Annotated in this window: 11 protein-coding genes; 7 read left to right on the forward strand and 4 right to left on the reverse strand. The window is 38.6% G+C overall.

Translation table 11 applies throughout. The features are described from left to right. Nucleotides 1-260 precede the first annotated feature (260 nt). Nucleotides 261-1,175 carry an aromatic amino acid DMT transporter YddG gene (yddG, locus tag I6F47_RS06585; protein ID WP_197183544.1) on the forward strand — a complete coding sequence of 305 codons (915 nt, stop codon included), beginning with the start codon at nt 261-263 and terminating at the stop codon, nt 1,173-1,175. Between the two features lie 61 nt (nt 1,176-1,236). Here the strand turns inward: yddG and I6F47_RS06590 are convergent, their stop codons facing one another. Further along, on the reverse strand, nt 1,237-1,917 hold the full coding sequence (locus I6F47_RS06590; protein WP_165721710.1) for a LytR/AlgR family response regulator transcription factor: 681 nt from the start codon (nt 1,915-1,917) through the stop codon (nt 1,237-1,239). Further along, the gene (locus I6F47_RS06595) at nt 1,911-3,419 is read right to left on the reverse strand and encodes a sensor histidine kinase (protein ID WP_165721709.1); all 1,509 of its coding nucleotides are present in this window, start codon (nt 3,417-3,419) and stop codon (nt 1,911-1,913) included. The genes I6F47_RS06590 and I6F47_RS06595 overlap by 7 nt, the downstream gene beginning before the upstream one ends. A gap of 343 nt (nt 3,420-3,762) precedes the next feature. On the opposite strand from I6F47_RS06595, the gene I6F47_RS06600 reads away from it, so the two are divergent. Together I6F47_RS06600 and I6F47_RS06605 are read left to right on the forward strand one after the other, a co-directional pair. Beyond that, on the forward strand, nt 3,763-4,626 hold the full coding sequence (locus tag I6F47_RS06600) for an ABC transporter ATP-binding protein (protein ID WP_024593255.1): 864 nt from the start codon (nt 3,763-3,765) through the stop codon (nt 4,624-4,626). Next, nucleotides 4,620-7,775: a M1 family metallopeptidase gene (locus I6F47_RS06605; protein ID WP_165721708.1), complete on the forward strand. Its 3,156-nt coding sequence runs from the start codon at nt 4,620-4,622 to the stop codon at nt 7,773-7,775. The genes I6F47_RS06600 and I6F47_RS06605 overlap by 7 nt, the downstream gene beginning before the upstream one ends. A gap of 72 nt (nt 7,776-7,847) precedes the next feature. On the opposite strand, the gene I6F47_RS06610 is transcribed toward I6F47_RS06605, so the two are convergent. Beyond that, a complete protein-coding gene (locus I6F47_RS06610; protein WP_165721707.1) occupies nt 7,848-8,363 on the reverse strand; it encodes an ankyrin repeat domain-containing protein in 516 nt (171 codons plus the stop codon). A gap of 99 nt (nt 8,364-8,462) precedes the next feature. Continuing rightward, on the reverse strand, nt 8,463-9,989 hold the full coding sequence (locus I6F47_RS06615; RefSeq protein ID WP_024593258.1) for a catalase: 1,527 nt from the start codon (nt 9,987-9,989) through the stop codon (nt 8,463-8,465). A 427-nt stretch (nt 9,990-10,416) separates the two neighbouring features. On the opposite strand from I6F47_RS06615, the gene I6F47_RS06620 reads away from it, so the two are divergent. From I6F47_RS06620 to I6F47_RS06635, 4 genes are all read left to right on the forward strand, one after another. Next, the gene (locus I6F47_RS06620; protein WP_165721706.1) at nt 10,417-11,091 is read left to right on the forward strand and encodes an HAD family hydrolase; all 675 of its coding nucleotides are present in this window, start codon (nt 10,417-10,419) and stop codon (nt 11,089-11,091) included. A gap of 210 nt (nt 11,092-11,301) precedes the next feature. After that, complete coding sequence (locus I6F47_RS06625; protein WP_024591939.1) at nt 11,302-13,023, forward strand: purine-cytosine permease family protein; 1,722 nt, start codon at nt 11,302-11,304, stop codon at nt 13,021-13,023. A gap of 60 nt (nt 13,024-13,083) precedes the next feature. Then, nucleotides 13,084-14,607, forward strand: coding sequence for a mannitol dehydrogenase family protein (locus I6F47_RS06630; RefSeq protein ID WP_165721705.1), 1,524 nt, complete (start codon nt 13,084-13,086; stop codon nt 14,605-14,607). A 2-nt stretch (nt 14,608-14,609) separates the two neighbouring features. After that, a complete protein-coding gene (locus I6F47_RS06635; RefSeq protein ID WP_076924267.1) occupies nt 14,610-15,527 on the forward strand; it encodes a carbohydrate kinase family protein in 918 nt (305 codons plus the stop codon). Nucleotides 15,528-15,546 lie beyond the last annotated feature (19 nt).

Below are 15,546 nucleotides of genomic sequence, written 5' to 3' on the forward strand. Positions count from 1 at the left end.
CTAGTGGGCTAAGTAAAAACCGAGCAACAAAAAGTAAGTAGTCCCTAGGAAGAACCCTTTGGGCAGCGCCTGTTTAGCATTAATGCTACGTTATCGCCCATTTATGGGGAATAACCACACTATATAGGCTCTGCCTTGCCTAAATACCAAACAGACTGCTGCAAATTTAACCTTGAAAGATCAACAGACCCTAATTGTTTAATTAAATAATTACTGTTAGTTTAGTTTCAAATTTACGAGTAGTACTTTTGGATTGGCAAATGGAGTTTTTAAGCAAAAATAAATACACGCTTTATGGAGTTGCTGCAATATTACTGTGGAGTTGCTTAGTTGCATTACTACGGGATATTTCTGAGTTGTTTAGCCCCATCGGTGGTGCTGCGGCTATGTACTCTGTCAGTGCGATATTTTTAATTTTGGTTATGGGAGTGCCTAAGTTTAGTGGGTTTTCAAGACGCTACTTGGTAGTAGGTACTTTATTATTTGTATCGTACGAAATTTGCTTGGCGCTTTCTATTGGTATGGCAAATAGCCGTCATCAGGCAATGGAAATGGCGGTTATTAATTATTTATGGCCCACGCTAACTATATTGCTCTCTATTATTATCGGTCGCAAAAAAGTAAGTTACTGGGTTTACCCAAGCATGATTATTGCTTTTTTAGGGGTTGCTTGGTGTATTACGGGCGATCAAGAAATGTCACTCGATACGCTTGTAGCTAACTTTGCTGATAATCCTGCTACTTATTTAATGGCATTAACTGCAGCGTTTATATGGGCTATTTATTGTGTGGTTACGCAAAAGCTGAGTAATGGCAAAAATGCCATTACGTTATTTTTTACTGTTACGGCAATGAGTTTATGGGCGCAATATGGTTTTAGTAATGAAGCGCCATTAACGTTTTCACTCAGCTCAAGCATAACATTGCTATTAGCAGGAGTAGTGGTAGGGAGCGGGTATGCACTGTGGAACCAAGCTATTATTGGCGGTAACTTAATGCTGCTTGGCACACTTTCGTACTTTACACCGGTGTTTTCTACTATTATTTCAGCGCTGTATTTATCTATTACGCTGAGTGCTTCGTTTTGGCAAGGTGTTGTGCTGGTAACGGTTGGCTCGCTAATTTGCTACTTTGTAACGCGAGAAAAGCCGCAAAGGTTAAGTGCTAAATTTTAGGTCCGGTGTTAGGGAAAAGCTTAAAGTTATGTTTTAGATAAACATAAAATAAGATCTCAGGTTAAATAATGTCGCGCACTTGTTGTTTAAATGACTTGCCAATTTTAACTGACACGCCTGATGCTAGTTGAACGCTTTCATTACTTAACGCAACAACTTTATTTTTGTTAATCACGTAAGATTTGTGGACTTGAATAAATGAAGTATCAAGTTCCTGCAATATGTATTTGAGAGTACTGCTTGCAAGTAATGATTTTTCACCTTGCCATACTCTTACGTAATTACCATACGCTTCAAACATGTCTATATCGCTTAATTGAATTTTATGTTTTTCACGATCGATTTTAAGCGTAATAGTCAGAGGTGCCTTGGGATTTAGCGTTATGTGTTTTCTTTTTTTCCGTACTTTATTGAGTGCTTGTTCAAGGCGCTGCGCAGAGACTGGTTTTAGTAGGTAGTCAGTTACGTCAAGTTCAAAACCGGCTAAAGCATATTCTTGATACGCACTAATAATAATCACTTGTGGTCGATTCGCGAGCACTTTTAGTAATGCAATCCCTGATAGTTCGGGCATGTTTATGTCTAAAAATAACAAATCAATAGATGATGTGGCTAAAGCACATAATGCATCTTTAGCGTTAAGGTATTGTCCGCTTATATTAATATCTTTATGGGCACTTAAATGATGCAGTATAACGTCATGCGCGAGCGGCTCGTCATCAACAATTATTGTGTTTAGCATGCAGCCAGCTCCAATTTAAGTGTGGTTTGCCAAAGGTTTTTATTTTCATTAATAATTAATGTGTGCTTATTTGGATATAAAAGAGTTAGCCTACGGCGTAAATTGTTAAGTCCCATCCCATGCTCTGAATTGTTATTAGGTAGAATAGGGTTAGAGGAAAATAGCGTTAGTATGTTATCGGCCATGGTGATTTTAAACACAACCGTTACTTTTTGTGACGTGGGCTCTACACCATGCTTTATCGCGTTTTCTAAAATCATTATTAACAGTAGCGGCGAAATTAAATAGTGTTGTTGATGTTCAGGCCATTGCACATCAAAGTTGCAGCGCTCAGCGCTTCGCAAACGCTGTAATGCAATAAAACCTTTTAAGTAATTGATTTCTTTTTCTAAACTCACCTGTGCTTTTTGGCCTTCATAAACACTGTAACGCAGTAAATTAGCTAATTGCATAACAAGATCTGGTGCATTATCTGCTTTTTTTAATGTCAGCGCGTAAAGGTTGTTTAATGTATTAAATAAAAAATGAGGGTTAATTTGCTGCTGAAGTAGCATTAGCTCTGTTTTTGTTTGTTGCTGGGCAATGTTGCTAATTTGAACGTGTTGTTGCTGTCGTTCAAACGCTAAAATAATCGGTGTGCTTATAGCTAAAAACAAAAATACGAACTGATAATTTTCAGGGCTGAAAATATTATCATTACCGCCTGGTGTTAAGTTAGCAATGCCTGAGGGTAAATCGTTAATAGGTAACAGTAGCAAGCACGATGTTAATATAGGTGTAAGTACAACGAGGCTTATTAAACTTGCAAACAAAAATATTAATACGCCATGATAGGTTAATACGTAGCGTATTAATAAATATCTATTTAATAAATACACTCCATATACTAATCCGGCACAAACAGTAATTTGCCAAAGGTAACCCAAAAAAGTATCAAACTGTGTGAATACTTTATAAACATCAATAACAGGCTCAATAGGCTGGTTTAACATAGGATCAGTGTGCGTATTGAGTATGCTTGATGTAACTATTGCCCAACCTAAAAGTACTATAAACACGACTGTATCAAGTGAAAACAAGGATTTAAGCCATTTATTACTCAACACATTGTTATTTTTATTAGTGCGTTTAGTAATAAGCCATATACCACTTGCAGATGCGCACAGTGTCCAACATTGTGCATCAAGATATTGCCATTGCGAAAAGTTAAGAAGTTGGTTATTAAATACTAGCAAGAGAGATGGATAGGCTAAAAAGCCTAACAGCCAAACTATGATTGCGGGTGTAAGTAATAAACGATATGCAAACGCATGGGCAATAAAAAAGGGAATACACTGTAAAAAAAGTTGAATATTAATAGTCAGATATTGGCTAGTTGAATCCATATGTGATGACAAAAAGCGTATATGAGAGTCGAGCATAATAGCGGCTATTAGCGGTAAAAAAATTATTAGCTGGGTAATGCTAAAGCGTTGCCATATTGGTGTATTGGCTTGCTGCATATGTGACTCCGTTTTTATTATAGTTTCTGAGCGGGTACGCTTAGATAAAATTGTCTTTTTATTTTAAACATTACCTTTGCACAATTCACTACGCTGAGCGCGCTAGTTTATCCATAAAACTGTTTCAATCATAATTTATTTTTAAAATAATTATTTAATTTCATAGGGTTAATAACCGTTTTAAGCATACTAGGCCGTTTATTTAAATGATGAAAGGTCATATTTAAATGACCAACGTTACTTTTTTATGTTCATCATTTATTTCAATACGTTAACCATTATTTTCTCGCTTGTATTGACTTGCTTTCTTAAGCTGGTGCTATACCAATTAAGGATGAAACTAATGCTTACACTGAAAAATATCAACAAAAAATACGCAGATGGTACGCAGGCTTTGAATGATGTGACGATCACTCTACCCGCCGGTATGGTCGGTCTACTTGGCCCTAATGGAGCGGGTAAATCAACACTTATGCGCACACTCGCGTGTTTACAAAATGCCGACTCCGGACATATTAATTTTAATGGCCTTGATGTGATTAGCCAACCAGATGCGCTTAGATCGCAGCTAGGCTATTTACCACAATATTTTGGCGTGTACCCCAACATGAGTTGTCGGGCGTTACTTGAGCATATTGCCGTATTAAAAGGCATAGATGGTAATGCACGCAAAAACCAAATTAATAGTTTACTTGAGCTAACCAATTTGACTCAGTTTGCTAATAAAAAGGTCGTTAATTTTTCGGGAGGAATGAAGCAGCGTTTTGGTGTGGCTCAGGCTTTGTTAGGTAACCCAAAGCTAATTATTATGGATGAACCCACTGCTGGGCTCGATCCTGTGGAACGAGAAAGTTTAAATAATTTACTCGTTAGTATTAGTCAAAATAGGTTGGTATTGTTATCGACCCATATTGTTGAAGATGTAGAAAATTTATGTCACTACGTGGCCATTATAGATCAAGGAGCACTCATACAAAGCGGTGACGTAAAAGAGTTACTAGTTCCTTTAGAAGGTAAGATTTGGCAGCTCGAAAGTTTACCTACGGGCATACCAAATCAGCATGTATTAAGTAAGAGCCATCGCTATGGTAGAGCGTCATTTCGTGTCTATGCAGATACAGCGCCTGCACAAAATGCAATAAACTCGCCCGCTACGCTTCAAGACAAGTACTTTTTTGCACTCAATGAAGGAAGTCAAACATGTTAATTTTTAATGAGTGGCGATATGCAGTGCGCCAACCACTTGTTTGGTTGTGCATTATTGTTCCTTTAATATTTTCGGTTATGTTGTCCTCTGGGCTTGCAACAGTTGAAGTTGATTCGTTAAAACAATTTAAGTTAAATATTACAATGCTACAAATGATGCAGTTACCTGTGCTTGTAGGAGTATTGGCGCCCGTTATATTTTTACGAGATCAGCACGCGTCAATGCAGGAGCTTATTTATGCTACGCAAACTAGTTTATTTAAGCGCAGTTTAGCAAGAGTATGCTTACTGATTTGCTTGGTTTTTATTATCAGCTTAATTAGCGATTTAGTAATGATATACATGCATGTAAGGCAATTGGGCTATATACCAAATATGGTTTATTTTACTGTATATAATAGTTTTTTAGTATTGTTACCAAATAGCTGCTTTTTAGTTGTTATTGCCTTTTTTGTTTGCCATAAATCAGCTAATTCATTGCCCAATTATGTTGTTTTTACGGTGTTGTGGATAGGCTACATAATGCTTGCAAGTATTACCGGAAATCCAATGCTTGCTGGAAGTAGTATCATAAGCAATCGCTTTTATACATTATTTGTTTGGCTTGACCCTTTTGCATACACCGCCGTAATAAACAGTTTAACCAATTCATTAGGAGCTTCATTTGCTATTAATCGCGTTGTTGTGAGTATGCTTGCTGTTGGTATTTTTTATATTACTTTTAGTAAAAATAAAAAAAACACATTATTAAAGAGTCAAAAAGGTAAAAATAATAACGAATGCGTTCGTTACAACACGTTAGAACCCGCTGAATATAAAACAGCGAAAGTCACAAAAAAACCATTTTTGATGATGGCCAGTTTATACAAAATTACGCTGGTTAATTTGGTTTCACACCCTGTTACTTTACTGATTATTTTTGTTTGGCCGGTGATAGTTTTTAATAGTGTTGCCTCGTCGTCTGGTTATGTTGAACCAATGAGTGTTATGAGCACCACAAGCCTTGATGCGATCAGTTATTATGCATTTGATATGCAATTGTTGTTTGGCACTTTATTAATGGCTTTGTGGAGCTGGCAAGTAAGCTGTTTCGCTAAATACTATAATATAGCTGAGCTGATCGCTGCCACACCGCTCAAAACATATTACTTTTTAAACAGTCAGTTATTGGCCCTAGGTACTATGATATTGTTTTTTTTAACAATGAGCTTATTAGGGGCAAGTGCAGCTCAGTGGTTTTTACACAGTGCATATCAATTTGAAGTACATTTAACCATTTTATTTTTGATGGCAATTGTGCTTGCCATTATTGCGTGTGTATTTTTGTGTGTATTTAATTTGTGTCGTTCGCAGCTTATTGCGGGTTTGCTAATTGCTGTTATTTTACTGATTAAATTTACACCGATAATGACTTATCTTGGTCTTACGCATACATTGTGGAGTGTTGGTTGGACACCTTTGCAGGCACCTGATAACTTTTGGGATTATCGTGCAAGTATAAGTAGTTATTGGCCTTATATATCAGTTTGGTTAGTGGCGTGTATTAGTTTAGTTATAATTACGGGGATTTTTAATCACCGAGGTGCCGGGTTGAGCCAAAGAGTAATGGGGGTTAAACATTTTTGGTTACTTATTCCTTTACTTATCACTGTGGCACTATTTACTCAATTACATTTAAGACTGGTTGAGGAGAAGCCTTTAACCAACTCGCATAAACGCGAGGCATTTAAAGCACAATACGAAAAAGCATTCTCACAATGGCGCAATGTATCACAGCCAAGCATTATGCACATTGATGCTAATGTAGACTTTTATCCGCATCAGCAGCAAGCTCATTTTTCCTTAATATATACCTTAAAAAACACCCATCAAGCCCCTATTAAAGAGATATTGGTTGGGCGCTCTGGTTTTTATAAATGGGCCGATATTGAAATCGATGGCGCGCAAAGGGCTAAAAGCTTTCCCTTGCTTAATCAAGCTGTGTTTAAGTTTGAGAATGAAATGCAGCCAGGAGAAATACGTAAACTAGTTACACGGTTTGATGTTCATCAAGCTAAGCTTTGGCCAGTAAGAGGCCATCAGATAATAACCCCTGAATTTAGCTATATACGATCAGTGCCTTTATTACCGACTGTTGGCTATCAAGATAATTATGAATTAACCGATCCTATACTTCGTCAGCAACACGCACTTAAAGTGAAGTCGGTGATTAGACCCACGAAGCTATTTGCTAAAACGGCGAAAGCAAGTACTCATTACCAGTGGCTTACTATGTCGAGTAAAGTGAGTACAACAAGGGGTTATCAGGTTATAACCCAAGGAGAGGAAATATCACGTACCAGCAAAGATGACCGCGAAATATTTCATTTTGAGACTCGTACACCCATAAATGCAATCCCAGCTTGGGTGACGGTGCCTTATTCCCCTGTTACCAAACAGCAAAATGGCGTGATATTAAACGTGTTTGCTAAAGATAAAAACGAGCCAGCACGAGCGGAGTCTATAGCTGTAAACCTTAGCGCAATGGGCGATACAATAAAATGGCTTAATAATATAAGCCCTTATAGAGCAAAACAATTGAGTTTAATAGGCTCGCCTAGTGTTGGTGCTACAGGTTATGCATTGCCGCAACTTATACTTATTGAAGACAGTGTTGGTTTTAGATCAAAGCCAAGCGCTAATGCAGGCTTTGATCAACGCTATCGCCGTGCAGTTCATGAAACCGCGCATCAATGGTTTGGCCATGATATTGGTAATGGGGTATGTTCAGATAGCGCTTTTTTAGTGGAGTCTATGGCAAAGTATATTGAGCTTGTTGTTATAGAGCAGCGTTATGGGAAAGCGACAATGCAAGCGCTGGTTGAGTATGAAACAACACGCTATGAGCAAAGTATGCTGATGAACATAAAGGAGCGAACAGCCTTAGTTGATGCTACACAAAGCTTTGACCAATATTCGCGAGCAACCATTGTCTTTGCTAAGCTACGCGCTGCTATTGGGGATGAACCCATTATTAATGCGCTCAAGTTGGTTTGGAAAAATCATGGTTATCCAAACAGTCCCGCCAATTCTATGGATTTTATACGAGCATTAAAACATGAAGCTGGAAAAGAACAAGAAAGCTTAATAAACACACTGTTTTTAGAGTAAGTACGTTTAATTTGAACATATATTTAGTAAATCAAAAGCCCTATTATTTTAGGGCTTTTTGTTGCGTGCAGATTATTTTGCATTATTTACCTGCGCTAGTAACTCTATAACTTTTTGTTGACCAAATGTTTGTGCAAATTGCTCGGCTGTTTGACCGGCTTTGTTTTGATGCGCGTTGTCGCAATCAAGTGATACGAGTGTTTTAGCTATACTAAATTCACCTCTAAAAATAGCGGCCATTAGCGCTGTGTTGCCACGGTTATCTTCTAGACAGGCATTAGCGCCTAAGTGTAAAAGTGTGTTAACCGTGTTTTTATTACCATGGTAAGTAGCAATCATTAACGCGGTGTAGCCTTTATTGTTGTAGCTGTCGATAGGAATACCAGCATCTACAAATTGCTCTATTACAGCGGTGTCGTTTGTACGTGCTGCGGCAAAGTAATAAGCAAATAAGCTATCGTATTGAGTTTTTGCAGAATGTTGGCTTTCAACTTGCGAACTGGGTGTTTGTGTATCTGATGTATTTTGAGCGTAAACGCTACTGGTAAAGCTCAGAAATAGAGCGACTATAATTAATAAATTACGCATAACAATTGTCTCTTATAAAAGAGGAAGGGGTTTATTCCTTCCTCATGGTTGTGGTTTAAATAGCTATTTAGTTGGGACTAATTGCTTTTAACTAGTTGCTTATAAATTAGCGGCTAGTTGTTTAACCATTTTAAGGTCGCCGTTTACAGCTTTAGTTAAGCGTGTACCGTACTCGCTATCAGCTTTGTAAAAGTGACTAAGCATTTTGTGTTTAACACTGCTGTTTTGCACTTTGCCTAAATCACCTGCTAGGTTATTAATTAGGTTTGTACGTTCTTGCTTGCTAAAACCACGGTATATAACACCTGCTTGCGCGAAGTTTTGCTGCTTTTTAATCGCGGCTTGTTGTACAAAGCCTTTAAGCTCTGTGTTACTTCTACGTGCAATTGGGTTTTCAGCTACGTTTTCTTGGCTTGGCTGGTAGTTCACATTGCTTGTCGTGTTACCAATATTCATTGCGCCGTCTTGGTTGTAGTTAACCACTTCAACTTTTGCACGGTTAATTGGCAATTGCTGGTGGTTAGCACCTAGGCGGTACATTTGTGTATCAGCGTAAGAAAACATACGACCTTGTAATAAACGGTCTTCTGAAGGCTCAATACCTGGAATAATGTTTGCCGGTGCCATTGCTACTTGTTCCGTAGATTGGAAGAAGTTAGTTGGCATACGGTTTAAGGTCATTGTTCCTACTTTAGTTTCTTTAATGTCTAACCACATTTTTGTTGCATCTAACGGGTTGTAATCAAAGTCATCAAGTTGCGATGGATCAAGCGTTTTAATGTACAGATCCCATTTAGGGAAATTGCCTCTGTTTATTTCAGTGTATAAATCTTGTGTTAAATGCTGAAAGTTTTGACTTTGTACTTTTGCCACTTCTTTTGCGTCAAGGTTATCAATACCTTGCTGGCTTACCCAATGAAACTTAACGTATTTAACATCACCCGATTTATTAATCATTTTGTATGCATGTACACCCCAACCGTCCATTTTACGAAGACTTGCTGGTGTACCGTAGTCGCTGTAAACCCACGTTAGCATTTGTGTAGAACCTGGTTCATGCGAGAAAAAATCGAATACGCGGTTAGGATCTTGAATGTTATCAACCGGAGATGGTTTTAAAGAGTGAACCATGTCTGGAAATTTAATCGCATCACGAATAAAGAACACAGGTAAGTTATTACCGACTAAATCCCAGTTACCTTGGTCTGTGTAAAACTTAGTTGCAAAGCCACGTGGGTCACGCAGTGTTTCTGGGCTACCTTTAGAGTGGATTACAGATGAAAAGCGAACAAATACGTCTGTTTCTTTACCTGCTTGTGCAAACGGTGCTGCAATTGTTAAATCGTCTAGCTCTTTTGATGCTACAAACACACCGTGTGCGCCAGTACCACGAGCATGCACAACACGCTCAGGAATACGCTCACGTGCAAAGCGTTGTAGCTTTTGAATTAGTTGCACGTCTTCTAGTAATACACTGCCACGTTCGCCCGCAGTAATTGAATTTTGGTTGTCGCCAACAGCTGCGCCGTTATCTTTAGTAAGTGTTGTCGCTGCGCTTGCCGGTAATGCCATTGCAAGTGCTAGTGCAGTTAGTGTTAATTTTGTTTTGTTTATTTGAGTATTCATTGTCGACCTCATCTATTTAAAAGTGCCGGCAGTGGTGCAGGCTGTTAATCTGTTAACGATAGTATTGATTTTATTAACTTCGGTAAAACTGATTAATTAGATTGATGTGATTTGTAAAACAGATGAAATAAATTAACAGGAGCACTTTTTACGTTAACGGAATTTTTTTACTACGACCTTGGTCGCAATATGCTTTTATAAAGTTGATTAAATACAAAGGTTTTTAGTTTTATCTGAGTGTATTTTCACCAAGCTGGTGCGTTTTATACTTACAGTGTGTTGACATATTCGTGCAATAAAGGGAATATGCTCAATCGGTGGGCTTATGCTCATTATTGAGTTGCACTAAAAAGCTGCACAATATTAATCGCGCTTAACTCGTTATACTTAAATTAGCTAAACCAAACAGTTTTAATAAGGTGACAAGATGAATACTAACATTGAGCTAGTGATATTTGATTGTGATGGCGTTGTTATTGATAGCGAAATTTTAAGCGCACAAGTACTCATTAATATGCTTGTTGAAAAAGGCGTTGGTATTGACCGTGCTTATGTACAGCAACACTTTTTAGGCTGCAACTTTAAAACAGTAAGCCAAAAAATAGCGGATGCATTTAATGTCACTCTTCCTGAAAGCTTTGAAGGTGACTACCGCGAGGCACTGTTAAACGAATTTGAAACAGGACTAACCACGACTGACGGTATAAAAGACGTACTTAACAATTTAGCTGTGCCTATTTGTATAGCTACTAGCAGCAGCCCAGCACGCACCGCAAAAGCGTTGAGCGTAGTGAGTTTAAGTAAGTACTTTAGCGATACGGTTTTTACCAGCAGCGAAGTTAAGCGTGGCAAACCAGCACCCGATTTATTTTTATATGCAGCTAAACAAATGGGTGTAAAGCCAGAGCATTGTTTAGTGATTGAAGACAGTAAAGCCGGCGTAAATGCAGGAATTGACGCTAACATGCAAGTACTGCATTACAGCGGTGGGCAACATATGCAAGGCTCTGTTAATCATGTACACAGTGCTTACCCAAATGTTGATCATTTAACGCATTGGCAAGATTTTTTTAGTGCATACCCTGCACTTAAAAAGCAGTAAACACGCAGCTTTTTAAATAAACAAAGTTTTAAACGCGATTTGCTCGCCTTACACACTGACAGGCAAGCAAACGAAAAATATAAATGTAGATGGTTTTGCTTTACTAAAAATAAAACAAAACATGGCAAAACATCATGCGTTTATAAGCCAAATTATAAAAGGCGAAGTATTTAGGTATTAAGTACTTTGCTGTTAACAATAGGAAATACCATGGCAACGAGTCCACACACACAAACATTTAAAGATGTAAACGAAGAGCAACTTCCTGTTGCTAATAATAAGCTTCATGGCTGGAAACATTTTGCAGGGCTATATGCTGGCGAACATGTTGCGGCTACTGAATTTGTTATTGGTGCAACGTTTGTTGCATTAGGCGCTTCAACCATCGACATTCTACTGGGTTTATTAATAGGTAACCTGCTAGCAATGTGTTCTTGGTGGCTGATTACTGCACCCATTGCAGTAGAAACCCGCTTAAGTTTATATAACTACTTAAACAAAATTGCTGGTAACTCAATGACCAAGCTCTATAACTGGGCTAACGTGGTTATTTTTAGTGTTATATCGGCCGCGATGATCACGGTATCCTCCACCGCCGTGCGGTTTTTGTTTGATATACCTGCGCAACTTGATTGGTATCCAAATAGCTTTTGGTTTGTAGCCATTGTTTTAGCTGTTGGCTCTATTGTTGTGTTTGTTGCGATGTATGGCTTTTCTACGGTTGCTGACTTTTCGAAACTGTGCGCGCCGTGGCTATTTGTTATATTTATTGCAGGTTCGTTCGCGTTATTCCCTGAGCTTTCAAATCACGTATTAGGTTCTACCTCTTTAACTAGCTTTAGCGACTTTATGACCATAGGCGACTCCTCCATATGGACGGGCACCAATGCCGATGGTGAAAAAGGCATTGGCCTATTAGAAGTGATTGGCTTTGCATGGGCTGCTAACTCAATTACTCATTTTGGTTTAATCGACATGGCTATTTTTAGATTTGCTAAACGCAAAAGCTATGGCTTGTTTTCTGGCGTGGGCATGTTTTTTGGTCATTACTTAGCGTGGATCTCTGCCGGTATTATGGGCGCAGGTGTTGCGGTATTACTTAAAACAACTATTTCATCACTTGATCCGGGCGATGTTGCATACCATGCATTAGGTTGGACTGGCTTTGTTATTGTAATTATTGCCGGTTGGACTACAGCTAACGCAAACCTTTACCGTGCAGGTCTTGCAGCACAATCTATATTTGTTAATCAATCACGTGAACGCACAACTGCTATTGTAGGTGTTGTAACCGTGATTATTGCGTGTTTCCCGTTTGTATTTTCACAAATGCTTCCGCTACTTACCTACGCAGGCTTATTAGTTGTGCCAGTAGGCGGCATTGTGTTTGCTGAACATGTGTTATTTCCTAAAATTGGCCTAACACGTTACTGGGCTAAATATAAAAACATTACCCGCAGCGTACCGGCTATAGCATCTTGGGCGTTAGCGCTTGTGTTTGGCTTTGGTTTAAATGCTATTGATGTAATGTCGTTTTACTACTTGTTTATTCCTACGTGGATTTTCACAATCGTTATTTATACGCTTTTAGCTAAAAAATACGGCGCCGGTGAAGATTACACACAAGAGATTGAAGCAGAAGAGCAAGAGCAACGTGATATTAAAGAATATCAAGCTGCTGAAGCTAAAGACATTCCAAAGCCAGTAATTGACAGCTCTGTATTTACCAAAGTACTTAATGCGGTTTCTACGGTTTCACTGGTTATTATTTTTATATTTGCCAGCCAAGTAATGTTTTTCAGTGAAACTATGAGTATGTACAGCGCTAATAAATCGCAGTTCGAAATAGCCTGTTTTATTTGTACTGTTATTTATTTTGTTACTGCGTACTGGTCGTTAAAACGCCATAAAGTACTCAATACAGCATCGTAATTACTTATCGTAATACAGTATCGTAATTTATATTTTATTTTTGTTTAGTAAGGTCGCACCATGACGCAACATCAACACACTGACGCTCTAGTTACAGGGCTAAACCAACAAAGCTTGGCTCAATTACCAAGCCATGTTGATACACCAACCTACGACCGTAGCGCAGTTAAAGCCGGTATTGTTCATATTGGCGTGGGCGGTTTTCATCGTGCTCATCAAGCGGTATATGTTAACGAGCTTTTAAAAACTCCAGGCTCTGAGCAATGGGGCATATGTGGTGTTGGCCTTTTAGAGGGTAACCGTGGTCTGCGTGATATTTTAAAGCAGCAAGATTACCTTTATACGCTTACTGTTAGACACCCAGACGGTAAAATAGATAACAAAGTAATTGGCTCAATGATCGACTTTTTGTTTGCTCCAGAGGACAAACAAGCGGTAATTAATAAGTTAGCGCACAGCGATACTAAAATTGTGTCGCTTACTATTACCGAAGGCGGCTACAACTTTAACCCTGCAACGGGCGAGTTTGATTACAGTAATCCAGATATTATTAACGACATTAATAACCCGAACGACCCAATTACAGCGTTTGGTTACATTACTGCTGCGTTAAAACTGCGTAAAGAGCAAGGCTTAGGCGCATTTACAGTGCAGTCGTGCGATAACATTCAGCACAACGGTAACGTAACACGCAAAATGCTTTTAGCCTTTGCTACAGAGCAAGACAAAGACCTAAGTGAGTGGATTGAGCAAAACGTATCGTTTCCAAATGCGATGGTTGACCGTATTACACCGGTATCTAAAAAGAGTGATATTGATTACGTGGTTGATGCATATGGTGTTAGCGACGAGTGGCCAATTACCTGTGAGTCGTTTACACAATGGGTAATAGAGGACACATTTAGTGACTCTCGCCCAAATTGGGACGTTGTTGGTGCACAGTTTGTTACTGATGTAACGCCTTATGAAACCATGAAAATACGCTTACTTAATGCAGGGCATTCTGTGCTTGGTTTATTAGGTTCAATCCATGGCTATGGCACTATTGATGAAACGGTATCGGATGAATTATTTGCCACATACCTGCGTGCTTTTATGGATAAAGAAGTAACGCCAAATCTTGAACCACTTGAAGGCATTGACCTTGAAAGCTACAAAGATACGTTAATAGAGCGTTTTGCTAATCCTAATATTAAAGACAGCCTAGCGCGTATCTGTAGTGAAAGCTCAGCTAAACTGCCTAAGTTTTTAATTGCCACAATTAACGAAAACCTAGTACAAGGTCGAGATGTATCACTGGCAACGCTTGTTATTGCAACTTGGTGTTTATACAGCGATAAGGGTTTAAGTGAAAACGGCGAAAAGCTTGAAATTCAAGATGCGATGCACAAAGAGCTTAATTCTTACGCGCAAGAGACTCAAACTAGCCCGTCTGCATTTTTAAAGTTAACGAGCTTGTTTGGTAAGCTTGAGCATAACGAAGCATTTACTGCTGAATATAAAAAGTCGATTGCTGCGTTGTATGCACCTAATAGTAAAATTAAAGCCATTATGCAGGCTGTACTTGATCAAAAGAGTAACTAATTATGAGCATTTTAATTAATCATAAATCAAGTGAAACCGTAAGTGTTAGCTGTTTTGGCGAAGTGCTGTGGGATTGTTTTGATTCAGGTAAACGCTTAGGTGGCGCGCCACTTAATATGTGTGTGCGTATTAACTCACTAGGCATTAAAGCCGATATGATCAGCGCTGTTGGTAACGACGAGTTAGGCGCTGAGCTACTAGGCGAAATTACTAGCAAAGGCGTAAGCTGCGAATACATTGCTATCAATAGTGATAAAAAAACTAGCACGGTTGAGGTAACGCTCGACAGTGGAGGTTCTGCAAGTTATGAAATAGTTGCAGACACTGCGTGGGATAATATAGCGCTTACAGATGAGTTACTTAGTAAAGTTAAAAGTAGCGATGTATTTGTATTTGGCAGCTTAATTGGGCGAAGCGAAGCGTCTTTAGCAACATTAAATCAATTAGTTGATGTAGCAAACTTCAAAGTGTTTGACGTAAACCTGCGTGCACCGCATTACAAGTTAGAAACACTTGTAGATTTAATGAATAAAGCAGACTTTATTAAATTAAATGATGAAGAGCTATACGAAATAGCAAAAGCGATGGGTTGTAAGTTTCATTCGCTTGAACAAAATTTAGCGTTTATTGCACAGCAAACAAATACCGATTACTTATGTGTAACCAAAGGTAGCCACGGTGCTTTGTTAACAATCAAAGGCGATAATTTTTATAATTCAGGTTATTTAATTAGCGTAATTGATACTGTTGGCGCAGGGGATTCGTTTTTAGGTTCGTTAATATATCAGCTTTGTAGCAACGACGACGCGCAATATGCCGTTGACTTTGCATGTGCTGTTGGCGCTATGGTCGCCGAAAGCTCTGGTGCAACACCTACTTTAACGCATCAACAAATTAGTGAGTTTATGAACCCACTTTAAAAAAACATTGTGTGTGAAA

Origin of the sequence: Pseudoalteromonas sp. NZS37, assembly GCF_015864265.1 — a bacterium.
In the GTDB taxonomy this organism is placed as follows: domain Bacteria; phylum Pseudomonadota; class Gammaproteobacteria; order Enterobacterales; family Alteromonadaceae; genus Pseudoalteromonas; species Pseudoalteromonas arctica.